We start from the raw sequence: 26882 nt of genomic DNA, 5'->3' as shown, positions 1-26882 counted from the left end.
CCGTGAGGACCCGCCTTGCCACTGTTGGTGACCACCAGAGGACTTGAACCCCTCGACCACATCCGCGATCCGCAACCGTGCTGAATGGCAGTCACCGAGAGCGTAGGCCGGTCGGGGCCGGCCGCGCAGTCGCCCAGGCGACAGCTCAGCTGACGTTGCCCGAGTTCCGTACGCCGCTGCCGAGCAGGATCGGCCCGTGCGTCGAGACGTTGTCGGTGACCGACCACAGGTGCTTGCCCGGTGCGCTCCACCAGGACGGGTCGCACACGATCCCGGGCTCGCAGTTCTGCGCGAGGTTGTCCCGGATCGTCAGGATCGGCCCGCCGACCCCCGACGCCCAGACGCCGAGCCCCGTGCCGGCGGCCACCGAGATCCGGTTGTCCGAGACGAACACGTGCCGCATGTTGCCGACCTTGATGCCGCGGATCGTGCCCGAACCGCGCCACCAGGCCTTGTAGAGGTGGATGTCGTTGCCGGTGACGCGGATGGTGCGGCCCTGGATGGGCGACCCCGAGCGGTACGACACCCCGATGTGCACGCCCTCGGCCACCTGGTCGAAGCGGCAGTCGGAGACCTCGACGTCCCCCACGGCGGTCCCGCCCCCGATCACCACCCCGCAGGCGCCCACCGACGTCTCGGCCGCCGCCGTCAGCGCCTGCCGGTACGCGGCGGCGTAGCGCTCCCCGAAGGCCGGCTCCAGCAGGATGCGGTCGGCGACGGCGCGCAGGTGCCGGGCGGCGGCGGAGGGCGTCTGCACCGGGCGGGACGGCGGCGAGGCGGCGACGGCGGCCTCCCACGCGCCCTGGCTCAGTGCCGAGTCGAAGCGCAGGCTCGCGCCGGGCGCGGGCAGGGCCACCTCGCGGCGGTCGCGGGCGATGTCGTCGGAACGCCGCACGTCCAGCCCGCCGCCGACCAGGTAGTCGCGCAGCGTCTGGCGGCCCTCGTCGGTGTCGAAGATCCGTCCGGCGCTCTCGCCGAGGCGCCCCTTGAGTGACGTGAGCTGCCGCTTGTAGGTCGGCAGCCGGCCGGGATCGTGGGTGGCCAGGTCCACCAGGCGCAGCATGTACGCCCCGGCGGCCTCCTCGCCGCGCAGGTCCTCGGCCGTGGGCGGGTGCAGCGTGGTCAGCGTCCGCCACTCGCTCTCCGGGACGATGGAGTTCGTCCGTACGCCCCACTGCCCGACCCGCACGACGGTGTTCCACTCGCCGCGCTCCAGCCGGTCGTGACGGTCGAGGGCGAGCCGGCCCACGAGCTGGCCGGCCAGCTGGCCGCGGAACTTCTCGTCCTTGACCAACTCGGCGAGGGTGAGCGAGGCCGGCCGGGGCGGGCAGGAGAAGCGGCAGCGGGTGACGATCGCGTGGTCGGGGTTGACCAGCAGCACGCCCTGCTGCCCGTGGCCGATGCGGAAGTCCGAGTCGAGCACCCGGACCCGGCCGGGCGGGGCGTTGTGGTCGTTGCGCACGGTCAGGCAGGTGCTCTGCGGTGACGCGCCGGGCACCCCGGTGAGCTGGGCGTGCTCGACGGTGACCTCGGCGCAGTTGACCGCGGTGACCGGGCCGAGGCGGTGCGAGGCGGACGCCGGGCCGGGGGTCTCCACCGCCAGGTGGGCCACCGACACGGTGCCGCAGTCGACGAACATCAGCGCGTACTCGTGGCCCTGGACCCGCACCCGGCTGGCGGGGCCGCTGCCGAGCAGCCGGATGTTGGCCCGCCCGGAGAAGGTGACGGGCGTGGTGCTGATGTAAAGGCCCGGGGCGAAGCAGATCAGCACGTCGCCGGCGGGCAGGGTGGTCAGCGCCTGCACCCAGTCCATGCCCGGCCGGACGGTCACCGTCGCCCAGCCGCCCGTGGTGGCGGCGGCGAGCTGGTCGATGGCGGCCTGCACGGTGGTCGAGCCGGCCAGCGCCGGGTGCCCGGTCGGGTCGTACGACACCCGGTCGGCGCGCGACAGGCTGGCGGTGAAGGTCAGCGGCAGGCCCGTGGGCTGCCCGGCCTCGTCGAGCAGGACGGCGGTGACCTCCTGGGTGGCGGTGGCGGAGTCGAGCTGCCAGGCGCAGCGGGCCCGCCCGTCGGCGCCCGTCTCGACGGTGACGGTGGCGGCGGTGGTGGACCCGGAGGTCACCCGGCCCTGGCCGACGGTGACGCCGAACCTGACCCGGGCCTTGGCGACGGGCCGGCCGCCGACGGCGACGCCGGCCACCAGGTCGTGGCCGAGCGGCACCAGGGTCGCCGGGCTGGCCGGCACCGGCACGGCCTCCTGGCCGTCGCCGCCGAGCAGGCTCAGGGCGAGCTGACCGGTCAGCGGGGCGAAGACCGGCCGGCAGTCGCGCAGGACGCTCCACTGGCTGCCGTCGTACGCGACGACGCCCAGGCGACCGTGGGAGCGGCGCGGCCCGTGCGGGGTCTGCGGCACGGGCGTGGTGCCGACCCGCGGCCACTCCACGTCGTGCACCGCCGCGCGGGCGGGGAACGACCACCAGTCGCCGGTGCGGTAGCCGCCCGAGGCCGCGAAGCGGATCTTGATGCCGAGTTCCAGGTCGAGTTCGGCCCCGCCGGCCGGCACGGCGCCCCGCCCGTCCCAGCGGCGCACCCTCGGCCGGCTCGGGAAGGCGGCCCGGTCGAGGCTGCCGGTGGCGGTGGCGGGGCGGATCACGATCCGGTCGCCCTCGACCCGGTCGACCTGCACCAGGGTGCCGGGCACGCCGTTCTGCTCCCGGCCGTCGTCGGTCAGCTCCACCCAGGAGCCGTTGGCGAAGCCGGCGCTGCCGTCGCGGCCGGGGACCTTCACGGTCAGCACGTCGACGTCGATGCTCTCCCACGTCGCCACCGTCGCGGCGTTGTCGCGCGACCACACGTACGTGGCGGTGCCCGGGGCACCCCCGGAGAGGATCTCCACCCGGTAGTACTGGTTGTCCAGCCCCGTGTACGGCGAGCCGGTCGGGATGACGCAGTCGCCCCCGGCGGCGCCGGTGGGATCGGCCCGTACGGCGAGGGTGCCGGTGGAGGCGGCGGTCAGCTCGGCCCAGCCGGGCGGGGTGTCCGCGCAGCCCACCGGCGTGCCCGGCGGCCCGGCCTGCGCCAGCCGCACCTGCCAGACGGTACGCAGCCGGGTGGCCGTGTCCGGCCCGCCGAGGGCGACCTCCCGCAGGGCCGGGTCCTCGATGGCCGTCACGTGCTGCGGCCACACCTGCAACCACGCCACGTACACCCCGGCGGGCACCGGGGCGCCGGCGGGCAGCCAGGTGCCGTCGAGGCGGCGCACGAACGGGCCGGCCGCCGGCAGGTCGGGCTGGCCGAAGACGGAGACCTGCGCGTCGTTCTCGCAGAGCACCCCGTCGAGGTAGTAGCGGCCGGCCGACAGGGTGAGGTCGGCCCCGCCGGTGAGCGCGAACGCCCCGCCGGCCAGCGGCGCGCCGACCGCGCCGACCACGTCGGTCAGCGCCGTGGCGCGCAGGTGCGCCTGGATGTCCTGCTGCTCGTTCCAGTCGGCGTCCAGGTCCACCCGGCCCTGCTGCTTGCGTACGCTCGTCGCGTGCCGCCGCTGGTCGAACGTGGCGCGGCTGATGTCGCCCTTCATGGTGTGGTTCCTCCGGTCGGCAGGACGGGCAGGGCAGCGGCCACCCGCCCCAGCGGCAGGTACTCCGCCAGCGCGAGGGCGAGGTTGTTGAGGCGTTGCGGCGTCAGCGCGCGTCGGAACGCCCCCATCTCGGCGCCGGACTCCGCGCCGGTGTGCAGCTCGGCGGCGGCGGTGCCGGCGAGCCGGCCGTAGGTGGCGTCGCCGTAGCGGGTGCTGGCGAACGCCGGCCCGACGCGGGTGGCCACGTCGGGGTCGCCGGGGTGGGCCTGCTGGGCCAGGTCCGGCTGGCAGCGGTAGCGGCGTGGGGTGACCGACCCGGGCCGCAGGTAGCTGAAGCGGACGTGGCCCTGCTGGCGCCGGGCCACGCTGACCGGCTGGTCGAACAGGCAGTCCGTGGCGGTTAGCACCCGCACGTCGGTGGCGCCGAGGACGGTCACCCCGGTCAGGTCGGCCTCGGCGTCCGGGGCGGCGATCCCACCATGGACGAGCGTGTCGACCACGGTGACGGGACCGTCGCCGGCGGCCAGCGCGCCGGTGACGCAGCGGTGCACCGCCACCCGCGTGCGGTCGTTGCCGGCGGCGACGGTGAGGCCGGTCGCCGCCGGCCCGACGGTGCAGTGCCGCAACTCGACCCGGCCCAGGCCGGTCTCCCCGGCGGCGGGCGCGGCGACGTTCACCGCCCCGGAGACCAGCAGGCCGTCGAGGACCAGTTCGCCGGGGCGCTCGCCGGCGCCGGTGCCCGTGACCGACAGGCCGCCGAGCAGGCAGGGCCGGACGCCGACCGGGTCCAGGTCGGCCTGCCGGCGTGGCCGGTCCGGCGGTTGGGGCCACCGGGCGGCGAGGAGGCTCAGCCGGCTGCCCTGCCCGACCCGCACCAGGAGGTCCTCCGGGTAGCGGTGGCTGTCGGTGAGCACGATCCGGCCGGCCGTGCCGGGGTGGTCGGCCTGCCAGTCGTGCCACGCCGTCACGGCCTCGGAGAGCGAGGCGACGACCTCGCCGGGGCGCGGCGGCTCGGTCACGCTCACCGCGAGTTGCCAGTCCACCGGCCCGTCGGCCGCGCCCAGGTCGCCCCGGCGGGGGTACGGGCCGGCGCCCACGTCGGCGCCGAAGGCGTACCACCAGGAGACCGCCAGCCGGTGCACGGGCCGCCCGGGCGCGACCGTGACCCGGCCGCGTACCGGGTCGACGCGCACCAGGCTGCCGGTCGGCCGCTCCCAGCCGGCCAGGTCGCAGATCCGCAGCTGCTCCAGGGGTACGGGCCGCAGCTCGTCGCCGGGCGCCGGCTGGATCCACACGACGAGGGAGGGGTCGTCCTCGCGGAACCAGCGCAGCTCCTGCGGGGCGGGCGGGGCGGCGGAGGCGAGCGCGGCCAGCTCGTCGCGCAGCGGGCGACGGCGCAGCGGGCCGGGCACGTTGGCCTCGTCGGCGCGGTGGTCGATGTCCGGCTCGGTGACCGTCGGCCCGGTGAGCTGCCGGTCCACCCCGACCGGGTCGATCCACCACCGCCCGTCCGGCGGGTCGGCGACCGGGGCGGCGGTGGCCCGGTCCAGCCGGTACGACGGCAGCGGCCACACGTACATGCCGATGTTCGGGATGTTGGGGCGGCCCTGGCCGGCGTCCATGGCCCGCACGTCGACGGTCCGGCAGACCGGCTCGAACGGGCCGCCGACCAGTTCGAGGGCCCCGGCGTCGCGGATCGCCGCGGTGGCCGGCGCGGTGCGCACGTGGTTGACGTGCTGGGTGACGACCAGCCGTTCGAAGAACTCGACGGCGGCGGTGCTCCAGCCGGTGTTCGCCCGGGTCAGCTCCTCCAGCGCGGCGGTGGTGCCCTTGCGCCGCCGGAACCGGATGGTGTCGGCCACCCGGGCCCGGTCGGAGAACCCGGTGCCGCCGGCCAGCGGGTGCAGCCGGCCCGCACCCACCAGCTCACCGAGGTAGGGCACCACCCACTCGGCGCAGGTCTCCACGAACCAGTCGTCGGCGAGCTGGTCGACGTCGGCGGCGAGCAGGACGGCCTGCTCCGCCATCACCTCCACCAGCGCGCGCAGCACGCCGCCGGCCGCCTCGTCCTGGCTGCGCAGGGCGGCCGGCAGCAGCGCCCAGATCTCCTCGGCCCTCACGATGCCTCCAGAAGGGTGACGTCACCGGCGTCCGCGGTGAGCAGGTCGGCGGGGAGCAGCAGGTCGCCGGTGCGGCGCGCCGGCGCGGCGGCGATCACCTCGGCGCGGACGGCGGGCTGCCCGGCCTCGTGCAGCAGCTCCAGCACCACCGCCGCGACCCCGGGGACCGCGTGCAGCAGGGCCTGCACCTCGCTGGCGCGTACGGGCTGGGCGTAGTCGCGGGCGTCGAAGCTCAGGCCGGCGACCAGCGCCGCCCGGGCGGCTGCGGCGACGGCGGCGAAGCGGTGCCCGGGCGCGACGAGCAGCCGGGCCGTCACCGCGACCCGGCGGCGGCGGTGGCCGAGGATGCGTACCGGCACGGCGGGCTGGCGGGCGGCGTCGAGGGCGCGCAGCAGGTCGTCGCGCACCGGCGCGCTCTCCGGGACCGGTGCCCCGTCGGGACCGGCCACGGTGAGCAGGACGATCTGCCGCTGCCCGTCCCAGACCAGGTCGGCGCGGGCCTTGCCGATACCGGCGAAGGCGCGGGCGAAGTCGGCGTGGTCGTGCAGGGAGACGACCCGCCCCAGGGTGCGTACGGCCAGCGGGGCGTTGCGGCGCGCCCGGTCCACGCCCTCCGGGTCGTCGGCGCCGGCGGCGGGCACCGGGTTGGTGACCTCCATCAGGCCCAGCGGCCGCGACAGCGGGATGGTCAGCCGTCCCGGCGCCAGGTCGGCCAGCCGGCCGATCCCGGACCGGTAGGTGGCCACCACGTTGTCGCGCCCGCTGGGCAGCCGCGCCCCGGTGCGACCGTCGCCGAAGGTGACGGTGACGGTGCCGTCGTCGGCCCGGCGCACCGTGTAGACCCGGGCCGTGGCGGGCTGACCGAGCAGCGCCGGCACCTCCTGCCAGCGCACCCCGTCGACCCAGACGGCCAGGGTGGTGCGCGACCCGCTGGCGGTCGCGGCGGGCACGTGTGTCAGCGGCGCGTGCCGCAGCGTGAACCGTTGGAACGCCTGCCGGGCGTCACCACCGCCGAGCACCTCGGCCCGGCTCTCCCCGTGGGTCGCCTCCGCCACGTTGCCCAGGACGCGGACGCTGTCGCGCCGGTAGGTGTGCGCGACGTTCGCCTCGAGGTCCACCGTGGCGGCGTCGCGGACCCGCTGGACGACGACCACCTCGCAGACCGCCGCGCCCGCCGGGTCGACGCCGGTGAGCACCAGCCGCCGGCCGGGCTCCAGCCCGGGCGCCGGGCGGGCCAACTCCAGCGTCGCCACCCGGGCCAGGGGCGCGGTGCGTGGCACCGGGGCCAGGGGGAGCAACCGGCTGTCGCCCAGCACCGTCGTCGAACGGCGGGAGAAGGCGTGCGAGTCGCCGCCGGTGACGGTGACGCGGGTGGTGCGGGCGGCGATGCCGAAGTCCGCCACCGGCAGGTCCGCCACCGCGTCCACCCGGCGCAGCTGCGGCGTCCCGCCGGTCTCCAGCACCAGCCACGAGCCGGCGACGACGGACGGGTACGACTGGTCCAGGTGCAGCTCGCGTACGGCCGCCGCGAACGGGGCGTCCACCCAGCTGTCCGCGCGGTCCGCGTACGCGCCGGGCAGCACCTGGTTCGTGCCCGGGTTCAGCTCGCCCACCCGCAGCGCCACGGGCAGCGCCGACCAGGGCTGGGCCTGGTGGCCGAACAACGCCGCCCGCTGCGCCAGCAGGTGCACCTGCACCCCGGGCACCTGGTGGCGCAGCTCCGCGCCGAGGGTCCGCGCGCCCACCGGCGCGTCCAGCCCGACGACCGTGTACGCGGGCACCACCTCGCCGCCGTCGAGGGCGGTGGCGGCCTGCGGCAGCACCGCCGTGACGGTCCGCACCCGGCGTACGTCGAACCAGTCGGGGCCGAGCACCAGCAGCGCGTTGCCGGGGACGAGCACCGTACCGGTGCCGGCGAGGTGGAGCGTGTCGTCGCCGGGGCGGGGGTCGCGGGGCTCGGTGACCCGCAGCCCGACGGCGTTCAGCTCGGGACGGGCGAGCAGCGGCTCGACGGTCTCGAACACCTGGGGCAGCTCGCCGGGGCCCGGGACGCTCTGCGCCTGGCTGCCGGCGGGGATCGGCACGCCGTCCGGCGCTCCCGGGGTGGCCGTGACGGTGAAGGAGAGCCAGGTGGCGGCGGCGACGCCGGGGCGCAGCTCGTAGCCGATGGCGCGGGCCAGCATCAGCACCGAGCCGCGTTCGGTGGCGGTGCCGAGGAAGCCCTCGTTGGCGATCCGCTCCTGGTAGAACGCGAGCACGTCGAGGGCGCCCGCCCAGGCGTGCAGCAGGGCGACGGCCGGGTCGTCGGCCTCGCGGGTGGTCAGCCCCGCCAACTCCGGCCGGGCGCCGAGGCGGGTCAGCATGTCGGCGGCGAAGTCCGCCTGCCGGCCCAGCCGGTAGTCGATGCCGCCGCGTCCCGGCGGGTTGGGCCCCCGGCCCGTCCGTGTCGTCACAGCCCACCCACCAGGTCGAGGTGCAGCATGCCGTGCTCCGGCACGCTCGGGTCGTTGTCGAGGCGGATCACCTCGGTGTCGCCGGTGCGCAGCACCCGGGCGGCCAACTCGCCGCCGGGTGCCACGCCCACCGGGTGCAGCTCGGTGACCCGGACGTCGGTGACGCCCGGGACCGGTACCGCGGCGGCCAGCAGCTGGCTGACGTAGAGCGGGGTACCGAAGCTGAACCGGTCGGGGTGGAAGAACCCCCGACGCCCGCCGGGCAGGTCCCGGTCGGAGAACAGCTCCAGCAGGGCCCGACGCACGTCGGAGCGGAACGCCCCCGGCGCCACGCACACCCACAGGCGCAGCTCCACCGGCAGGTCCACCGGGTCGCGCAGTTGCAGGTCGTACCCGGCCACCCGGAACCGGTCGAGGCGGCCGGCGAGCCGGCGGGCCAGCCCCGGCTCGCCGGCCAGTCGGTGGCCGCCCAGCAGGTCGAGGGTGAGGAACACCGTCCACCAGGAGCCGGTCCAGCGGATCCGGGCGGTGGCGCCGGCCACCTCGGGCAGCCGCAGCGCCGCGGCCACCCAGTCGCCGGTGGTGACGGCGCGTTCCTGGATGGCGAAGGCGACGGGCGCGTGCTGGCGCGCGTGCTCGACGTCCTCCGGGTCGGTGCCGCCGACGGCGGGCAGCGGGTTGGTCACGCCGAGGACGCCGGAACGGTCGGTGACCAGAGTGGTCAGCGCGTCGTGGCCGAGGTTGCCGGCGGCGCCACCACCGCGCCACCAGGTCGTCTCGAACACCGTGCCGGCCGGCGGTCGGCGGCCCGACACGTCGTCGCCGAAGCGCAGCGCCACGCGGCCGTCGCGTTCACGCTCCGCCACGAAGCCCTGGTCGAACCGGTCGGCGTTGAGCAGGTCCCGGCGGGGCCGCCAGCTGCCCTCGGTGGTCTCCAGCCGGATCAGCGGCAGCGCGGCCCGCGGATCCTGGTCGAGGGCCTGGGCCGCCGGGGTGTCCGTCGGGAACGGGGCCGCCGCCGCCACCGGCTCGGCGGTGAGCACCGGCCGCCACCGCGCCTCGGCGGCGGGCGGCAGGTGTCCGCGTACGGCGATGGCGTGCTGGACGGCCACCACGTTGCCGCGGGCGACGGCGCAGGTGACGAGCTGGCCGGTGCCCGTGCCGGCGACGGAGGCGGTGACGGTCAGCGGGAACGTCAGCCGGTCGGCCGCGCCCCACTCCACCTCCAGCACCGGCAGCCCTTCCACCGGATCGGTCCCCGGGCGCACCGCGACGAGCCGGACGACCTGCCGGTGCGCCGGGTCCGCGTCGGCGTGCCGCCCGGTGGCGGGGGAGAGCACCTCCTCCAGCAGCAGCAGGTCGCCGGCGGTCAGCCCGGTGGCCGGCAGGTCGACCAGGGTGGCCCGGGTCGCGCCGGCCGGCAGGTGGCAGTCGCGGCCGCCCCAGACGTGCAGGGCGATCTCGTTGCGGGCGGCGCGGGGGGCGAGCGCGGTCAGCGTCTCGAAGCCGGTGGCGCCGTCGGCCAGCAGCGCCGCCGCGTCGGCGGGCGGCAGGGCCGGGGTGGCCCGGTCGGCGGCCAGCACCGGGGTGCCGGCCGGCACACCCCGGACCTCGGCGTCGGAGCCGGCGGCGACCCGCACGCTCAGCCAGGCGCGGGCGGCGCAGCCGTCGTGCACCGTGTAGTCGAGCAGCCGGGCGTGCCGGCGCACCGAGACCCGGCTGCGGGCGGTGCCGAGGTACGCCTCGGTGCCGGCGGCGTCCTGCCGGTAGGAGAGCCGGTCGGCGACGTGTGCCAGCGCCTCCACCACGGTGATCAGCGGGTCGGCCGGGTTGCGTTCGGACCAGCCGGGCAGGGCCGCGAGCCGGTCGAGCAGCAGCCGCCGGAAGCCGGCGTAGTCCTTGGCCAGGTAGTCGACCGGCGCGGGCGCGGCCGGGGGCGCGGGCACGACCGGCGCGGCGGGGGCCGGGTCCAGGTCGCTGGGGCAGTTCGCCTTGAAGGAGAAGGTGGCCGCCGCCAGCACCGGATCGAAGCCCGGCGGCACCCGCTCGTCGACCGCCGAACGCACCAACCGCAGGGTGTACGGGGAGAAGTCGCCGGCCCGGTCCACCCGTACGGTGAGCACCGCGCCGGAGGCGGCGACGGTGAGCACCCGCACGCCGGTGATCCGTACGCCCCCGTCGACGACCACGTTGCCGGCGACCAGCGCCGCCCCGCCCGGCACGCCGCCCGGCTGGCCGGGCAGCGGGTGCAGGAACCCGACCCGCAGCAGCTCCTGGTCGGCCGCGTCCACCTCGACGAAGTCCACGCCGTTGAACGCGCTGCCGGGGCGGGCGACCTCGGCCCGGCGCTCGTCGTCACTGCACCGCACGCTCATCCGGTCCCCCTCGAGATCCGTACCTCCGCCGGGCGGCCGGTGGCGCGCAGCCGGTAGCCGACGTGCACCCGTACGGCCGCCTCGGCCAGGTCGACGCGGACCTCGTCGACCTCGATCAGCTCACCGAGCCACCGTTGCAGCGCGCTGCGGGCCTGCAACTCGGCGGCGCCCACCACCGCCTCGTCGACGGGGGCGAAGAGCAGTTGGCCGAGCCCGGCGCCGAAGTCCGGCCGGTTGACCCGCTCGCCGGGCGCGGTGAACAGCACCGCCTCCACCAGGTCGGCGACGTGCCGCTCGGGGCCGGCCAGCCCCGAGCGGCCCCGGTTGTCGGGGCGCCACGGAAAGGCCGGGTACGTCACGACGCCACCGCCCGGACCTGGAACCCGCTCACCGTGGGCGGGCCCTGCGGTACGCCCTCGGCGCTGACGCCCAGCCCGACGCTGGTGGTGAGCATCGCCGGCTGGCCGTTGACCAGCACCCGGGCGGCCGGGGCGGTCCACTGGATCCGGACGCACGGCTGGGGCTTGGTGCCGGCGCCGACCGGCACCTGGAAGGTGCAGCCGGCGACCGGGTACGCGTCGGCGGCGGTGAGCACCGGCAGCCCGTCGACGAGCACCCGGGAGTTGGCGGTCTGCGCGGTGACCGGCCCGGCGTGCGGGCAGGAGACGACGGCTCCGACGTGCAGCGGCGGGCCCGGCATCACGTCACCGTCAGCGCGGTCTGGTTGACGGCCACGGTCGGCCCGATGAGGGTGACCGAGGCGCCCTTGCCGTTGGAGATGACGATCCCGGTGTCGTTGATCGAGATCATCGCGCCGGTCAGCGTCTTGAGCAGGATGCCGCCGGCAGGGCCGGGCGCGTCGGAGATCATCAGGGTGGCCTGGCCGGGGGTCTGCAACACGATCGGCGGGGTGGGCGGCGGCGCCGAGGCCACCAGCGCGGGGATCTCCGCCTTCGAGCCGTACCAGCAGCCCGTCCAGATCGGGTGGTCGGCGTCGCCCTGCTCGAACTCCACCCACACGCCGGTGCCGGGCAGCGGCACCGTGAACACGCCGGCGTGGATCCCGGCGAGCGGGAAGCAGGGCATCGCCCAGGTCGACGGGGGCAGGGTGACGTCGGGGACGGTCACCTGGATGCGTCCCTGCTGCAACGGGTCGATGTGGCTGACCACCGTGCCGCGATACTTGCCGTAGTACCTGGTCGTCATGGCTGGACCCTCCCGGAGATGGAGACGTGGGCGTTGCGGCCGAGGGAGAAGCGCTGCTTGACCTCGCCCGCCTTGACGGTGGTCGTCACGCTCTTCACCACGTACTCGCCGTCGTAGGCGCGGCCGGCGCCGCGTACCCCGACCAGCCGCCGGCACTGCAACAGCCGGCCGTAGCGCAGCACGTCCAGCGAGCCGGAGCCGGTGATCACGTTCGCCGACTGGGCAGCGCGGGCCAGGCCCCGGGCGAGGGTCTGCACCACGTCCATCCGGGCGGTGGCGTCGTCGGTGCCGGCCGGGTTCGACCGGCCGACGTTCATCCGCCGGTACGACAGCGGGACGGGGATCCTGCGGCCCAGCGGCGGGTTCAGCGGGGTGACGTCCGGCACCGGCAGCGGGATCGGCACCCGCACCTGCTCGGGGAAGGCGGTGAGCAGGTGGACGGTCTTCTGCACCCCGTCGAACGAGAACGACAGCGACTCCACGTTGGAGCCGGCGTCGGCGTTCACGGTCAGCGCCGGCTGGGGCTGGCCCGCGCGGACCTCCGGCCCCCAGTAGGCGACGTTCATGCCGGGGGTGGGGCCCGGCTCGACGTAGAAGGTGTAACCCACCTCGTCGGCCAGCTGCGACACGTACGCGAAGGTGGTGCCGCGTACCGCCGGGATCCGCTGGGTCGGGTTCGGCGCGAAGACCAGCACGCTGGGCACCAGCATCGGCACCACCCCGTACGCGGCGAACGGGGCGAGCAGGGTCAGCACCCGGGCCTCCGCCGGCATCGGCATCGGCAGGTCCGACAGGTCGATCAGGTCCATCATCTGGCTCACGTCGACGCCGGTGAGGGTGAGCGTGGAGGCGCCGGCGTCGTTGCTGCGGGCCACGTCGTGGCGGGTGACGACCCCGTCGGAGAGCACCTGCGGACGGCCGTCGAGGTGCAGCACCAGCAGCACCCGCGTCGGCGGGTCCAGGCTGCCGTCGGCGAGCATCCGTTCGGCCAGCGAGCCCCGGCCGAGGGCGAAGCGGAGCTGGAACCCGGAGCGCTGCCCGGCGTTCTGGGTCACCTGCGCCTCCTGCAACGCCTCCACCAGCTCGTACGGGGCGGGGCCGAAGGTCAGCGGCCCGATCAGCAGTTGCAGGCGTACGCCCCTAGGCATCGCCGCCTCCCGGGAAGCCCTCGGGCAGCGCCACCCGCACCACCCGGCCCGGCTGTTCCAGCTCGGCCGGGTCGAAGGCGCCGTTGGCGTCGCACAGCTGCCAGAAGGCCGTCGGGTCGCCGAGGGTACGGGCGGCCAGCAGGTCGACCCGGTCGCCGTCAGCGACCCGTTCCCAGCCGGCCGTGGCCAGCCGCTCGGCGGGCGGCACGAACCGGCGGCGCAGGTGGACCAGCTCCGCACCGGTGTCGGGGTCGACGGTCGTCGTGGTGCCGACGCCGGCGTACCGGCTCTCCGGGGGGACCGCCCCCGGCGACGGCTCGCCGACGCCGCCGGTGCCGGTCGCGGCGAAGAGGGTCTCCGCGACGCGGCTGTGGGCGGCCACCAGGGCCGGGTCGGTGTCGCCGGGCCCGGTCACGGCAGCCGGTCGATTCCGAGGTCGCCCAGCCGGCCGCCGCGGGCCCGGCCGGCGAGCTGTTCGAGCTGCTGGTGGGCGGCCATGGCGAGCCCGCCGGCCCGTCCGGCGGTGCCCACGTCGTTGACGGTCAGCACCCGCAGGCCCAGCCGGATCTTCGCGCGGATCGGGTTCAGCATGGGATCGAACGCCTCCTCCGTGATGGTCAGTTCGGTGATGCGTACCGGCCAGAGCCGGCGCCGCCCGAAGGCCAGCAGCACCAGCGGGGCCGGCGGCGGTACGACCTCCAGGGTCCCGGCGGCCAGCAGCGCCGCGGCGTCCTGCACGGCGGCCAGGCTGGGGTAGGCCAGCGACTCCAGGGCGGCCAACTGTGCGGTCAGGCCGAGTTCGGCGGTGTCGCGTTCGGCGAGCTGGTCGGCGGCGTCGAGTTCGGCCTCCAGCGTGAGGGTCTGCACGGGCGGACCGGTGATCCGCAGCGCCTCGCCCTTCGCGCCGCCCTCCGCGCCACCGGTCTTGAGCTGGAAGCCCCGGGTCAGCGCGTCCGGGTTGTACTGGAGGGTGATCACGCGGCGGGTCCGGCCGCTGTCCGGGTCGAGGACGACCAGGCCGGCGCGGAGCAGGCGGGGGCTGAGCGGACTGGTCACGGGGTGCCTCCTGGAGCGGTACGCCGCCAGCGGATGCGCTCGGCGACGGCGCGGTCGATCCGTCCGGTCAGCAGCTGCGGGCTGAGCCCGTCGAAGGTGAGCCGGGCGTCGGTGAGGTGGGTGATCCGGATCCGGCCGCTGGAGACGCCGACGGAGCCGAAGAGCAGGTTCAGCCGGGCGACGGTGGCGCTCTCCAGCGCGATCGGGCGCAGCGCGCCGGGGCGCCCGGCCCCGCCCGCGGCCCGTCGCAGCCCGCCGCCGACGGTCAGGTGCATCAGCGCGTCGGGGGCGAGCACGATCTCGTTGCCGGTGCCGAGCGGCAGGGTGATCTCGCGGGGGTTGCGCACCGAGAGGTCCACGTCGACGTTGCGGATGGCCAGCCGGCCGGGCGGCTCGGTCGACGGCTCGTCGTCGCCGACGTCGGCGATGGTGTGCAGCAGGTCGTCGCGGGAGCCGGGGGTCGGTTGGAGCAACCGGTTCAGCCGGACCAGGTGCTCGGTGCGGGCCTGCTGCACCTCCCCGGTGGTGAGCTGCCAGCGCAGCACGTCGACGTCGCTGTCCGGCGGCGGCGCCCCCTCCGGGCCCACGGTGGGCACGTGCACCCGGTAGACCAGGGCGTCGCCCTCGACGACGAACCGACCGGGGGTCCACCACGGCAGCGCCCCGGTGAGCCGCCGGTAGTCCACGGTGCCGTCGCGCAGGGACAGCCGGACCTCCCAGACGCGGGTGCCGTAGAGGAAGCCGTCGTGGGCGACGTCGAAGTCGATGTGCCCGTCGAGGCTGTCGATCACCTCGCTCAGGTTGTAGGTGTGCAGGATCCGCAGCAGCCCGTCCCACTGCGTCGCCATGGCGGCCCGCCGCTGGGCGCTGGTGGTGCGGGCCGGTGCGGCCGGGGCGGCGCCGCCGAGGAGGGTGGCGAGGTCCAGGCTGAACGTCGCGTCGCGGATGTCCAGCGAGGGCAGCTCGCCGGAGCCGGTGTCCAGGTCGTGGGTGAGGTCGCCGAGCAGGCCCCGCTCGACGAAGATGTGCAGGCCGAGCCCGGTGTCGGTGAAGGTGAGGCCGGTGATCTCCCCGCCGCGTACCGCGATCCGGCGCCCGGGCGCGGGACCGCCGGGGGTGGCCGGGTCCTGGGTGTAGCCGATCGAGGTGAAGCGCAGCCCGTACTCGGGCCGGCCCGCCGGCGCGCCGAGCAGCCGCAGCTCCCGCCCGGACTCGGCGGTGACCTGCGCGCGGATGGCGGTGAGGGCGGGCTCGCGCAGGCTGACCCGCAGCGCCCCCAGGTCGAGGAAGTCGACGGTGAGCCCGGCGGCGGCGAAGTCGGCGCTGCCGCGCGACAGAAATGTGCCGATGTCGAAGCCGACCCGGGGCGCGCTGATCGCGCCGATGTCCAGCCCGCCGAGGACCCGCATGCCGGCGGCGGTGCCGGTGGCCTCGACCACGAACCCCTCCTGGCCGGCGCCGGGGCGCAGTCGCAGCTCCCCGAGGACGGCCTCGCGGTCGGCGTCGAGGCGGATGGTGACGCCGTCGCGCAGGTCGACCAGCAGGCCGCTGGCGCGGGTCTCCTGCACCACCACCTCGCGCAGCAGCAGCCGCCGGAACCGGCCGCCCGGGGTACCGGCCGGGTGCAGGTCGACGCGTGCCCGCGCGGTGATGCCGGTGAAGGTGAGCGCGCCCTCCCCGGGGGCGATGCGCAGGCCGAGCGACTCGCCCTGCCAGTTGAGGGCGTCCACCGCGACCGTCGCCAGGCGTAGTCCGGGGGAGCCGTCCGGGCCGATCTCGATCCGGTCCGGCGCGACGCGGATCAGGCCGGTGTCCAGGCCCTGGATGCCGACGTGCTGCTCGTGTTCGCCGGGGCGCGGACCCACGCCGAGGTGGCCCTCGCCGCCGACGACCCGGGCCTCGACCCGGCCGCCCCGGCCGAAGCCCAGCGTGAGCTGCGCGGCCGACAGCGCGCCGTCGACGTGCAGGGCCGCGTCGATCTGGCCGGCGATCTCGACCCGGGTCGCCCCGGTGCGCAGCCGCCCGGCCACCAGCCCGGCCGCCCTGCTCCAGCGCAGCCCGCGCAGGTCCACGTCGAGGATCTCCAGCGGCGGCAGGTCCGGCTCGCCCGCCGGCACCGGGGTGGCCCGGCCGAGCCCGACGTCGAGCACTCCGCTGCGGTAGCGCAGGTCGCGGCCGGTGACCCGGTCGATGTGCAGCCGCTCGACGAACAGCTCGGCGGTGGCGGGGACGAGCCGTCCGGCGGCGTCGCGGTGTTCGGGGGCGCTGTCCCAGCGGCCGGTGACGGTGAGCCCGTCGAGCACCGTCGGCCCGCGCGAGGTGATCCGCCCGTCGCCCGCCCGCCAGTCGATCGCCGACAGTTCGATCCGGGACGGGCCGATGTCCTCGAACCGTAGCCCGCCGCCCTGCCCGGTGACGATGCGCCCGCTCACCCCGGCCCGGCGTACGGTGACCCGGCCGTCGGGCGTACGCAGGGTGGTGTCGGTGAGGGTGAGCCCGTCGAGGCGGGTGGCGACGGCGTCCGTGGGGTCGCTGACCACCCGTCCGGTGGCCGGGTCGACCTGGTGCGCGCCGGCGCGGATGAGGTCGACGGTGACCGCCGCCGCCCCCGGGCCGGTGGGCTGCCCGCCCACCGTGCCGGTGATCGTGGTCGGCGGTCCCCCCAGGGCGCGGGAGACCACGGCGAAGCGCAGCTGGTCGAGCTGGCCGACGGTGAGCCGCCCGGAGTAGGTCGCCTCCGCGCCGGTGAGGTCGACGTCGACGTCGCGCAGCCGGACGCCGACCAGCGCCCCGGAGACCGCCTCCACCGAGTAGCCGGGCGCCGGCTCGGTGACGTCCATGCCGACCTGGTCGGCGTCGATGCGGTCGATGACCATGCTGCGTACCAGCGCGCCGCGGGTCTGCCGGCCCGAGCCCGTGGCGGCCGTGCGGATCAGCACGTCGAGGCTCATCCGCCCGATCCGGGTGCTGCCGCGCGAGTAGAGGCTGCGTCCCGGCGAGCGCAGGGTGACCGCGGTCAGCTCGGTCTGCTCCACCACCAGGTCGGGCAGGCTCAGGTCGTCGCCACGCGGCACCACCCGGCCGTGGACGGCCTCGCCGGGCTGCCCGTCGAGGCGGGCCGGCGCGGTGAACGCGATCCGGCGGGCCTCCAGGCCGGGCCCGCTCACCCCGGTCACGGCGAGGTCGCCGACGCCGAAGCCGAGGGCGGTACGCCGGGTGGGCAGGCCCTGCTCTGCGGCCGCGCCGGCCAACTCGGGCGGCAGCAGCCCGCCGCCGTCGGTGTCGAGGTCGGCGCGCAACCGCAGCCGACGCGCCTCGATCCGCTCCACGGCGTACGCGCCGGCGCGCACGTCGGTGGCGGTGGCCTCGGCGAGCCGCACGCTCACCCCGAGGGTGGCGGGGTCGAGCGAGGCGCCGAACCCGGCGAGGGTGAGCCCGCCGACGGAGACGCCGAAGTACCGGCGGGCCTGCTCGCGCAGCCGTTGCAGCTCCTGCTCCTCGGCGCGGGTGCGGTGCCCCGGCACGTACCGGTCGGCGGCGTCGACCGGCTCGGCGGGACGCGCCTGAAGCTCCCGGATCCGCGCCAGGCCGGTCAGCCAGCGGGTCAGCTCGGCACGCCGCTGCGCGTGGCGGGGCTCGTCGGGCAGCGCGGCCAACTGCTCGCGTACCTGCTCGGGGGTGGGCAGTTCGGCGGCGGTCAGCCGCAGGGCGGGCGTGCCGTCGGCGCCGGGCAGCAGGCGTACGCCGGCGGCCTCGACCGAGGCGGTGGCGGCGCGGGCCGTGGTGGTGAGGGCCGGCGGGGTCCGCTCGGCGCGGAACCGGTCGATCAGCTCGTCGTCGGGCAGGTGCTGCCCGACGCGGGAGGGCAGCGACGCCTCGGCGTGGACGGGGGCGATCTCCACGCCGGCGGCCTCGACGCGGCCGGTCAGCCCGGTGACCCGGATGCCGCCGATGTCGAGGGTGCCGCCGGCGCTCGACCGCAGCCGGTCCGACAGCTCGATCAGGCGGCGGCGTTCGGCCTCGCTGAGCGAGTCGGCGTGCCAGCGGTGCCGGCCCTCCAGGCGTTGCAGCTCCCGCTCCAGCGGCTCCAGCTCGGTGACCTGCCGGCGTACGGCGGCGAGCCGCTCGCGCAGCGCGGGCTGCCCGGAGGTGCCGGCGCGGCCGAGCCGCTCCTCGATCGAGCGCTGTTCGGCGCGCAGCCGGGCGGGCAGGCTGGTGCCCACCCCGAGCAGTGTCCGGCCGATCTCGACCCGGCCGATCTGCTGCATGCCGGCGAAGGAGAGCCCCTCGGCGGTGGCGCTGGCGAAGCTGACCTGCAACGAGCGCAGCATGCCGGCGGCGTCCTCGACGCGCTCGCCGACCGTGCGGGGCGGCCGGAAGACGCCGTCGGTGATCAGGCCGATCGTGGCGTTCGCCAGCGGGCTGAAGATCTCCCCGGCGGTGTACGAGGCGACCTGCCGGGCCAGGAACGGCGCACCGGCCGTGTACGGGGCGATCAACGCGTCGCTGATCTTGGAGAGGAAGGGAAGCCCGCCGTAGAACGAGATGACGTTGTGCAGCAGGTGGATCAGCGGGTTGATCAGCGGGATGCCGATCCAGCCGCGCCGCGACGGCTCGTCCAGGTCCTCCGTGCCGGTGGCCCCCGCGCGGAAGAACAGGCGCGACAGCCCGAACCGGGTCAGCCCGAGCATCCCGCCGGGCAGCGACTCGCTGGCGAAGACCACGTCGGCGGCGCTGACGCCGCCCACCCCGGCCTGCGCGCCGACCGGCCGCTCGTAGCCCCGGTCGGAGAAGGACGCCACGACGTCCAGGTCGGTCAGGGTGACCCGGCCGGTGCGCAGGGAGCTTCCGGTGAACACCCGGTTCACCCCGCTGAGTTCCAGCCGGGGCAGCCGCACCCGTACGACGCCCTGCCGGGCGTCGACCGACAGCGACAGCTCGTTGGACCGCTCGCCCGGGGCGCGGTCGCGCAACCGCGCCCCGCCGACGTCGCCGCTGACCCACTGCAACTCGTGCAGGTCGAAGTCGCGGACCGTCACCTCCTCGGTGAACAGGCTCAGACCGGTCCGGCTGAGGAAGAGCAGCTTCAGGCCGACGGCGACCAGCCGGCCCAGCTCGCCGAGGACCCGGGGCAGGCCGCCCGAGTCGAGCTGCTCGGGGACGAACGATGGCCGGTTGCGCTCGTGGTACAGGCGTAGCTGCTCGACGAGGGACGCCAGCGCCGGCACCCGGTCGGCCCGCACCTCCCGCGACCGCAGGAACACCCAGCGGCGGTCGTCCAGCGCGTACAGCTGGATGATCAGCGCGCGCAGCTCGGTGGCCTGCGCGGCGCTCCAGAGCCGGTCGTCGCGCAGCCGGTCGCGCAGCGCGTCGCGGGTCTCCAGCCGGCGCGGCCCGGAGATGGCGGTGGTGGCCAGCGACGCGCGCATCTCGGGGGTCATCGCCGACTGCATCCGGGCCCAGCGGTCCGGGTCCTCGGCGGCGAGCCGGCCCTGCTCGGCGGCCGGCAGGTTGCGCACGAGGTGGAAGGCGAGCCACGCCTCGCGGGGATTGACCCCCCAGTCGAGCAGCCCGATGTCGAGCAGGTGGCGGGCCTGCCGGGCGAGCTGGGCGGGCTCGCGGCGGGCGAACAGGTCCAGCAGCTCCGGCCGCCAGCTCTCGTGGGTGAGGTACGCGTCGGGCAGCGCCTCGACGATCCGGTCGAGGTCCCGCAGCGCGTCGAGCCGGCGCACGACCGAGGTGAGCGTCTCCCGGCCCGGTCCGGCGGGCCGGGTCGGTGCCACGGCGGCGCCCCGGTCCAGCCCGATCAGCCGGCGGACCAGCTCCACCGAGTTGTGCCCGTCCACCCCGGCCCGCACCTGCTGGTGGATCTCGGCGACGATCCGGTCGGCGTCGGCCCGGCCGCCACCGCCCCGGGCCGGGTCGAGCGGCTCGGCGAGGCTGCCGAGCCCGGCGTACCGCCCGCCCAGGACGTCCTCGGCCGGGATGTTCTCCTCCAGCCGGGCGAACCAGCGGCCCTGCTCCAGCCGCACCCACCGGTCCTGGGCGGCCAGCGGCAGGCTGCGCAGCAGCAGGTACGCGAAGCGCGCCTCGTGGTCGCGGATCGCCCAGTCGAAGACCCCGTACGACAGCAGGCCCTCGACGCGGGTGAGGTTCTGGTGTTCCTCCCGGGCGGCCAGCACGACGAGCAGCCGCGCGCCGAGGGGCGCGCCCACCCGCTTCTCCTCCCACGGCAGCTGCTCCAACAGGGCGTCGATGCGCCCGGCCTCGTCGAGCCGGCGGACCACGTGGCGCAGCCGGGGACCCGGCTCGGGCGGGCCGGCGGTGGCGCTGCCGGCCGGACCCCCGGCGGTGGCCGTGCCGCCGGCGGTGGGCGGGGCCGGCGCCAGGCCGGCCAACTGCGCCAGCGCCTGGCTGCCCTGCCGCTGGCCGATCAGCCGCTCGACGCGGCGCAGCCGCTCACGCAGGTCGGTGTCCTCGTCCAGCCGGCCGGCCTCGGCGTCGGTCCCGCGCAGCGCCGTGATCTGCTCGCGCAGGGCGTCGGCGTCGCTGCCACGCTCCGGCAGCTGCGTCAGCAGGCTCCGGAAGTGCCTCCCGCGGTCGCCGGTGAGCAGTTCCCGCAGGACGCTGGTGCGCAGGGCCCGCAGCACGTCCAGCGCGGTACGCCGCTCGAGGGGACCGAGCCCCTCGGTGCTCAGCCCGCGCACGTTGCCGGCCTCCAGCAGGCGCAGCAGGTAGGGCGTCTGGCCGCCGAGCGCGGCGAGGGCGGCACCCGGGTAGAGCCGGTGGTGGCCGTCGTCGAGGTTGCGGCCCAGGTCGGTGCGCCGTGGCGACGGCAGGCTGTGCACCAGGCTCCGGGCGACGAGGAAGGGCAACGTGTCCAGCACCCGCAGGCAGCCGCGCACGTCGTCGCCGGAGACCCACAGGCCGTCGAGCAGGTCGATGATCCGGGCCCGTTCGGCCCGGTACCGGCGCTCGACCAGCTCACTGAGCTGCGCCTCCAGCGCTCCGGTGCCGGTTTCCGCGTCGAGGGCCGGCGCGGGGCGGGCAGCGGTGGCGACGGCGCCGGTGTCGGCGGCGACCGCGTCGGCCGGCAGCCGGGCCGTCGGCGTCCAGAGCGCCCGCCCGGCCGCCGCCGCCTCGGCCAGCGCCCGTGCCTCGGCCTCCGGGTCGGTCACGCTCGTCGTCGACGCCGGCGCCGCACTGCCCGCCGAGGGCCTGGCCGGGTACGCGCCCGATGCGGCGGCGGCCTGCGCTAGGTGGCCGAGTTCGTGGGCGAGCAGGGCCCGCCCGGCGGCGCGCGTCGGGTCGTAGCCGGGGGCCAGGTGCAGCGCCCCGTCGGCGAGGAGCCCCTTCGCGCCGTGGTTGGCGGCCCGCCGTCCGGCCTCGCCGAGGTGCACCCGTACGGCGTCGGGCCGCAGGCCCAGCGCGGGGGCGTACCGCTCGACGAGGGCCCGGGTCAGCCCGGCCAGCTCGGCGTTCCGCTCGCCGGTCGGGGACTGCGGCCGGACGGCTTCCTCGCGCTCGCTCACCGGTCCACCTCCCGGCAGGCGGGCCGGCCCAACTGCGCCCAGATCGCCTCGGCCAGCGCTTGCGGCAGGTCCGTTCCCGGTGGCGCCGGCAGCGGGCCGGGCGGGGGAGAGGCGGGCGGCAGGCCGCGCTCGGCGAGCAGTCGGGCCAGCCGTACGCGCACCGCGTCGCCGAGCGCGGCGGGATCGGGCGCCTCGACCCCGGTGAGGACGAGCTCGCGGACGTCGACCTCGATGTTCATGACCACAGCCCCGGGTCGGCGGGCCGGTCGTGCTTGGCGTACTCGGCGGCCACGGCGTCGAGCACGTGCCGCATCCGGACGGGCGTGTGCTCCCCGGCGGCGACGAGCGCGGCCCGCAGGGCGACGGTGTGGATGTCGCCGCCGGTCAGGTCCAGGCCGGCGAGCCGGGGCAGGTCGAGCTCCTCGGTGGCGACCTGCGGCGGGAAGGCACGCCGCCACAGGTCGGCCCGCTCGGCCGGGCCGGGATGCCCGAAGGGCACCAACACCCGCAGCCGACGCAGGAACGCGGGGTCGATGGCGGTACGCATGTTGGTCGTCAGCACCGCCACGCCCCGGTACTGCTCCATGCGTTGCAGCAGGTACGACACCTCGATGTTGGCGTACCGGTCGTGGCTGTCCTTCACCTCGGACCGGCGGCCGAACAGCGCGTCGGCCTCGTCGAAGAGCAGCACGGTGCCGCCGCGCTCGGCGGCGTCGAAGACGCGGCGCAGCTGCTTCTCGGTCTCGCCGATCCACTTGCTGACGACGGTGGCCAGGTCGACGCGGTGCAGGTCCAGGCCGAGCGCGCCGGCGAGGACCTCGGCGGCCAGGGTCTTGCCGGTGCCGCTCGGGCCGGCGAAGAGGGCGGTGACCCCGAGCCCTCGCCCGGTACGCCGCCCGAAGCCGCGCTCGGCGAGCAGCGCGCGGCCGGCCGCGGCGGCGGTGAGCTGCCGCAGCTGGGCCAGGGCCGGGGCGGGCAGCACCAGGTCGTCCCAGCCGGCCTTCACGGCGATCCGCTCGGCCACCCCGTCGAGGTCCCGGCGGATCCGCTCGCGGACCAGGTCCCGGGCGAGCGCCGCCGGGTCGGTGGTGGGGCGGGCGGCGGTGGCGAGGATCTCGTGGTGGCCCAGGTCGAACTCGCGGGCCAGCGCGGCGGCGGGGCGCGCGGGCAGCAGCCCTCGCCACAGCGCCCGCTGCTCCTCGCGGGTGGGCCGGTCCACGTCCGGCCCGGCGGCGACCCCGTCGAGCGCGACGGCGCGCGGCGCGGAGACGACGACGTCGCCGATGAGTCGCCCCAGCAGGTGCGCCACGACGCCCGTCTGCTCGGGCGGTTCGTCGCCGGTCAGCTCCACGACCAGCACCGGGTCGGCGAGCACCACCTCGCGGTTCCACAGCCGGGCCAGGGCGTCCCGGTCGGTGACGGCGCCGGGCAGGTCGGCCGCCGCCAGCCGGTGGGCGCGGCGGCCCACCGTCGCCGCCGCGGCGGCGACGACGTCCGTGCGGTCGGCCCGGTCCGGCCCGGTGACCCGCAGGGCCCGGCGGCCGGCCTGCCAGGCGGCGCAGAGGTCCGCCGCGGCCCGCCGCCGACTGCCCGGCAGGCCCGCCGGCGGTCCGGGCAGCTCGGTGACGTACGGCCGCAGCCGCTCGTCGAGCCGCCCGGCGCCGCGCGCCTCGTGCAGGATCCGCTCGTCGAGGCGTAGCGGGGCGTGCGGCAGCGGTCCGTCGCCGAGTTCGACCAGGCGGGCGGCGCGCAGCGGACGGTCGGGGGCGAGGGCGTCCCAGTGCCCGCCGGGCAGGGCGTCCAGGCACCAGGCGAAGGTGGGCGGGCGGTCCAGCAGGCCGAGTTCCCCCGCGACGGCGGCGACCAGCACGTCGCGTTCGAAGCCGGTGAGCCCGAACCCGGCCGCGATCCGGTCGAGGTGCCCGCCGTCCGGGCGGCCGACCTGGGCGGGCTCGCCCTTGAGCAGCTGCCGGATCCGTTCCACCTCGGCGGCCAGCCCGTCGTCGGCCCGTTCGGCGACGGCGGGGGCGGGCCAGCGGGCGGCGGCGCGGGCGGCGGGCATCACAGCACCACGGAGGGGCCGGTGTACCGCCCGGTGGGGTCGGTGCTCAGCGGGCTGTCAACCCCGTCCACCCGCAGCCGCGCCAGGTACGCCCCGGCGGGCAGGTCGCGGAAGGCGAAGCGGACCCGGTCGGTGGTGCCGGCGTCGCCGGTGACGCCGTTGCCGGGCGGCGCGGGCAGGATCGTGCCGCCCGTCCCGGTCAGGGAGAGGGTGACCTGCTGCGTCGCCTCCACCTGCGGCTGCACGGTGACCGTGACCGTGCCGGTACGCAGCACCACCGAGTCCACGGTGCGGCTGGAGTCGACGACCACGTCGGCGGGGGCGACGGTGATCGTCGGCCGGTAGGTGACCGGCACGGCGTCGGAGCTGAGCGCCGCCCGGGGCGCGGGCGGGTCGCCCAGGTCGACGGAGTGGGTGACGACCAGGCCCCGCAGGCCGGCGGCGACGGGCCGGTCGAAGGCCGACAGCGGCACCCGAAGCTCGGTGGCCGACGCGGCGGCGGGGCTGGCGGTGGCCGTACCGACGCGGATGCGGGTGTCCGGGCCGGTCAGGTTGCGGCCGGTCACGACGAGGGTCGCGGCGGCGGTGACCGGGGTGCCGGTCGGCCCGTCGGCGCGTACGGCGTCGACCTCGGGGCCGCGCACGTCGACCGTGCCGGCCGTGACCGACCGCACCGGCAGGGGCTCGCGGGCTCCCCGCAGGGGGTCGATCAGCACCACCGAGACGTCGAGGAAGACGCTGCTGCGGTAGGGCGCGCTGAACGCCGACCAGAGCCGGAAGCTCTCCTCGCCGCCGGGGCTGTTGGCGACGCTGATCCGCAGTTGCTCGACCTGCTCGGCGAGGCGGGACTCGGCCACCGGCGCGGGCAGGGTCGCGTCCGGTGGATCGGGCGCGAGGGACCGGCGGATCGTCGCGCGGGTCAGCACCGGCGTCTCGTGCAGCATCGCCAGCAGGTGCCCGAGGAGGATCTCGCCGGTCAGCGGGTCGTGGCCGTAGACGCTGGCCACGTAGTGCAGGTCGACGCCGAGCGGGACGGCGGCGACGTCGTCACCGGCGCCGTTGCGCGGCGGCGGACCGAGGTTGGCCCAGGTCGGGTTGCGGGTGACCCGGCTGAGGAACAGGTTGACCTGGTTGCCCTCCTGGTTGCCCACGCTCACCCGGTCCGGTGGGCCGGCGGTGACCGAGACCCCGCCGACGGCCGACGACGCGCCGGTGGCCCGCAGGTACGCCATCAGCTGGGCGCGCAGCACGGCGGTGACGGCGGCGAGGGCGTACGCGGTGCTCATCGCGACCGTCCCTCCGCCTCGCGCAGGTAGGCCTCCAGCTCGGGGGCCGGTCCTGGGGCCACGGCGGGCGTCGGCGCGACCGGGGTGACCGGCGCGGGGGCGGCGGGCGCGGTGTGCCGCCCCGGGGCGAGCCGCACGTCGATGCGGCCGATGTGCAGGTGCACGGTGGGGCCTTCGGGCGCCCGGGCGGCGGCGCGGGTCACCGCCACGGCGCGTGCGGGCGGCGACTGCGGCGCGCGTGACGCGGGCACCGCGACCGTGGACACCGCGACCGTGGACGCCGGTACGGCCGGCGGTACGGCCGCCGGGAGGGCGGGCGACCCGGGAACGGCCGGCGCGGCGGGCGACGACGGCGCGGCGGGCGGAGGGACCTGGTGGCGGGGCACGGGGGGCGGGTGCGGGGCGTCCCGCTCCGCCGCATGCCGCACCGCGTCCGCCGGTACCGGCGCCCGGGTGGCGGGCGCGCCCGGCCGGTCGGAGCCCGGCGCGGTCGGCGCGGGCGGCGGCGTGCCCGGAGCGGCGGCCGGCGCGGCCGACCGGTCGCCGCCGGGGGCTGTCGGGGCTGGCGAAGCGGCCACCGGCGGGGACGCGGCGGGCGGGCCGGGCCGGACCGCGCCCGACGCGCCCGCCACGGCGGGACGCGCCGCCGGCCGGGACGGCGTGGGGGTCGGCCGCTCCACGTCGTACGCCTCGACGTCGTCGCCCGCCTGCGGCTGCTCCGGTTCGAACCGGCCGAGGGTGCGGGGCCGCAGCCGGGGCGCGGCGCCGACGGCGAGGGCGGCCAGCGCCGCCAGGTAGCCGGTCACGGGACCAGCTCCAGGTAGGCGGCGCGGCGGTGCGGGCCGAGGCCGAGCACCTGCGCCTCCGACCAGCCGTACGCGCGGGCCAGCCGGTGCACCTCGCCGAGCAGCCGCCGGACCCGGGCGTCGGCGGCCTGCCACGCCCAGGCGGGCACGTCGAGCAGCGCCTCGGTCGCGGTGCCGCAGCCCGGGCAGGTCAGGGTGACCGCGACGACCCCGAGCGGGTCGCGCTCGGCCATCGCGGCCGACACCTCCGGCAGGGCGGGGGCGGGATCGTCCAGCGGCGGATCGGCGGCGAGCAGGCACGCCCGCAGCAGCCACCGCTCGGCCGCCGCCGCGTCCCCGGCCCGCGCCGCCGCCGCCAGGTCGGCGGGGGTGGGCAGCCGCAGGGTCAGCCGGTGTCCCCGCCAGTCGAGCGTGAACGCCCCGGTGCCGACGTGCCGCGCGCCGCCGCGTGCGGAGTCGGCGGTCGGGTCCAGCGCGGCGGCCAGCAGGTCGGCCACGGCGAAACCGACCTCGAGCCGTTGCGGGCAGGCCGGGCAGTCGAGGGTGGCCTCCACCCGGTCGCCGGTCCAGGACCGGGCCGTACGCAGCAGCAGGGCCGCCACCTCGCCCACCGGCAGCCGGTCGGCGTCCTCGCGGCCCAGCAGCAGCAGGGGGCGCCGCGGCGCCGGCTGCCCGAGCGCGCGGTCCCAGGCGGAGACCAGCTCCACCTCGGCGGGCGGCGGCCCGGCGGTCACGAGGCGAGCCGGGGTTCGGCCGGCTCGGTGACCGCCTCGTCGCGTTCCCAGCCCTCGTTCTCCAGCTTGATGTGCTCGATCGCCACCGCGTTGGCGTTGGCGTCCAGCTCCGGCAGCGCCTGGTACTCCGAGACCCAGCAGCGGAACAGCCGGTACGACTGGGCGACCTGCCCGGCCTCGTTGAGCAGCTCGATGGTGATGTCGCGCCGGAAGTCGGCCAGCGACGCCTCCGAGCCGAGGCCGGCGTGCAGCGCCCAGATCCGCCCGGCCCACTGGGCGAACTCGGCGTCGTGGGTCAGGCCGCGCTCCAGGGTGACGGCCTCGAACTCCGTACGCCCGGGGGACTTGCGGCTGGTCGACGGGTCGCCGCCGTCGCGGTGCTTGACCACCTCGGTGGTCCGCTTCAGCGCGCTGACCTTGCTGACCCCGGCCACGTAGCGGCCGTCCCACTTCACCCGGAACTTGAAGTTCTTGTACGGGTCGAAGCGCGTCGGATTGACCGCGAACTGCACCATGACTCACACCTC

At 76.8% G+C, this 26882-nt stretch carries 17 protein-coding genes; all 17 read right to left on the bottom strand.

Annotated features, from left to right (window positions below; translation table 11 throughout):
- Positions 1-145: 145 nt before the first annotated feature.
- From GA0070610_RS14600 to GA0070610_RS14520, 17 genes are read right to left on the bottom strand one after another with little or no spacing between them, the layout of a single operon-like run.
- Positions 146-3577 carry a DUF6519 domain-containing protein gene (locus tag GA0070610_RS14600; protein WP_089000545.1) on the bottom strand — a complete coding sequence of 1144 codons (3432 nt, stop codon included), beginning with the start codon at positions 3575-3577 and terminating at the stop codon, positions 146-148.
- Positions 3574-5697 (bottom strand): hypothetical protein, encoded by a 2124-nt coding sequence (locus GA0070610_RS14595; protein ID WP_089000544.1) that lies wholly within the window; start codon positions 5695-5697, stop codon positions 3574-3576. The genes GA0070610_RS14600 and GA0070610_RS14595 overlap by 4 nt, the downstream gene beginning before the upstream one ends.
- Positions 5694-8150, bottom strand: coding sequence for a baseplate J/gp47 family protein (locus tag GA0070610_RS14590; RefSeq protein WP_089000543.1), 2457 nt, complete (start codon positions 8148-8150; stop codon positions 5694-5696). The genes GA0070610_RS14595 and GA0070610_RS14590 overlap by 4 nt, the downstream gene beginning before the upstream one ends.
- The gene (locus tag GA0070610_RS14585) at positions 8147-10525 is read right to left on the bottom strand and encodes a baseplate J/gp47 family protein (RefSeq protein WP_089000542.1); all 2379 of its coding nucleotides are present in this window, start codon (positions 10523-10525) and stop codon (positions 8147-8149) included. Before GA0070610_RS14585 ends, GA0070610_RS14590 begins: the two co-directional genes overlap by 4 nt.
- Positions 10522-10884, bottom strand: a complete 363-nt coding sequence (locus tag GA0070610_RS14580) for a GPW/gp25 family protein (RefSeq protein ID WP_089000541.1) — start codon at positions 10882-10884, stop codon at positions 10522-10524. The genes GA0070610_RS14585 and GA0070610_RS14580 overlap by 4 nt, the downstream gene beginning before the upstream one ends.
- Positions 10881-11225 carry a hypothetical protein gene (locus tag GA0070610_RS14575; protein WP_089003504.1) on the bottom strand — a complete coding sequence of 115 codons (345 nt, stop codon included), beginning with the start codon at positions 11223-11225 and terminating at the stop codon, positions 10881-10883. Before GA0070610_RS14575 ends, GA0070610_RS14580 begins: the two co-directional genes overlap by 4 nt.
- Complete coding sequence (locus GA0070610_RS14570; RefSeq protein WP_089000540.1) at positions 11225-11731, bottom strand: phage baseplate assembly protein V; 507 nt, start codon at positions 11729-11731, stop codon at positions 11225-11227. Before GA0070610_RS14570 ends, GA0070610_RS14575 begins: the two co-directional genes overlap by 1 nt.
- The gene (locus GA0070610_RS14565) at positions 11728-12879 is read right to left on the bottom strand and encodes a hypothetical protein (RefSeq protein WP_089000539.1); all 1152 of its coding nucleotides are present in this window, start codon (positions 12877-12879) and stop codon (positions 11728-11730) included. The genes GA0070610_RS14570 and GA0070610_RS14565 overlap by 4 nt, the downstream gene beginning before the upstream one ends.
- Complete coding sequence (locus GA0070610_RS14560) at positions 12872-13294, bottom strand: hypothetical protein (RefSeq protein ID WP_197697856.1); 423 nt, start codon at positions 13292-13294, stop codon at positions 12872-12874. The genes GA0070610_RS14565 and GA0070610_RS14560 overlap by 8 nt, the downstream gene beginning before the upstream one ends.
- A complete protein-coding gene (locus tag GA0070610_RS14555; protein WP_089000538.1) occupies positions 13291-13935 on the bottom strand; it encodes a hypothetical protein in 645 nt (214 codons plus the stop codon). Before GA0070610_RS14555 ends, GA0070610_RS14560 begins: the two co-directional genes overlap by 4 nt.
- Complete coding sequence (locus GA0070610_RS14550; RefSeq protein WP_089000537.1) at positions 13932-21467, bottom strand: eCIS core domain-containing protein; 7536 nt, start codon at positions 21465-21467, stop codon at positions 13932-13934. Before GA0070610_RS14550 ends, GA0070610_RS14555 begins: the two co-directional genes overlap by 4 nt.
- Positions 21464-21706: a hypothetical protein gene (locus tag GA0070610_RS14545; RefSeq protein WP_089000536.1), complete on the bottom strand. Its 243-nt coding sequence runs from the start codon at positions 21704-21706 to the stop codon at positions 21464-21466. Before GA0070610_RS14545 ends, GA0070610_RS14550 begins: the two co-directional genes overlap by 4 nt.
- Positions 21703-23529, bottom strand: coding sequence for an ATP-binding protein (locus tag GA0070610_RS14540; protein WP_089000535.1), 1827 nt, complete (start codon positions 23527-23529; stop codon positions 21703-21705). The genes GA0070610_RS14545 and GA0070610_RS14540 overlap by 4 nt, the downstream gene beginning before the upstream one ends.
- Positions 23529-24815, bottom strand: a complete 1287-nt coding sequence (locus GA0070610_RS14535) for a DUF4255 domain-containing protein (protein ID WP_089000534.1) — start codon at positions 24813-24815, stop codon at positions 23529-23531. Before GA0070610_RS14535 ends, GA0070610_RS14540 begins: the two co-directional genes overlap by 1 nt.
- Positions 24812-25621: a hypothetical protein gene (locus GA0070610_RS14530; RefSeq protein WP_089000533.1), complete on the bottom strand. Its 810-nt coding sequence runs from the start codon at positions 25619-25621 to the stop codon at positions 24812-24814. Before GA0070610_RS14530 ends, GA0070610_RS14535 begins: the two co-directional genes overlap by 4 nt.
- On the bottom strand, positions 25618-26355 hold the full coding sequence (locus GA0070610_RS14525; RefSeq protein ID WP_089000532.1) for a hypothetical protein: 738 nt from the start codon (positions 26353-26355) through the stop codon (positions 25618-25620). Before GA0070610_RS14525 ends, GA0070610_RS14530 begins: the two co-directional genes overlap by 4 nt.
- A complete protein-coding gene (locus GA0070610_RS14520) occupies positions 26352-26870 on the bottom strand; it encodes a phage tail protein (protein ID WP_089000531.1) in 519 nt (172 codons plus the stop codon). The genes GA0070610_RS14525 and GA0070610_RS14520 overlap by 4 nt, the downstream gene beginning before the upstream one ends.
- Between the last annotated feature and the right edge of the window lie 12 nt (positions 26871-26882).

It is taken from the genome of Micromonospora echinofusca (assembly GCF_900091445.1).
In the GTDB taxonomy this organism is placed as follows: Bacteria; Actinomycetota; Actinomycetes; order Mycobacteriales; family Micromonosporaceae; genus Micromonospora; species Micromonospora echinofusca.
The sequence above is the reverse complement of the archived record's forward strand: the minus strand, read 5'-3'. Positions and strand labels throughout refer to the sequence as shown.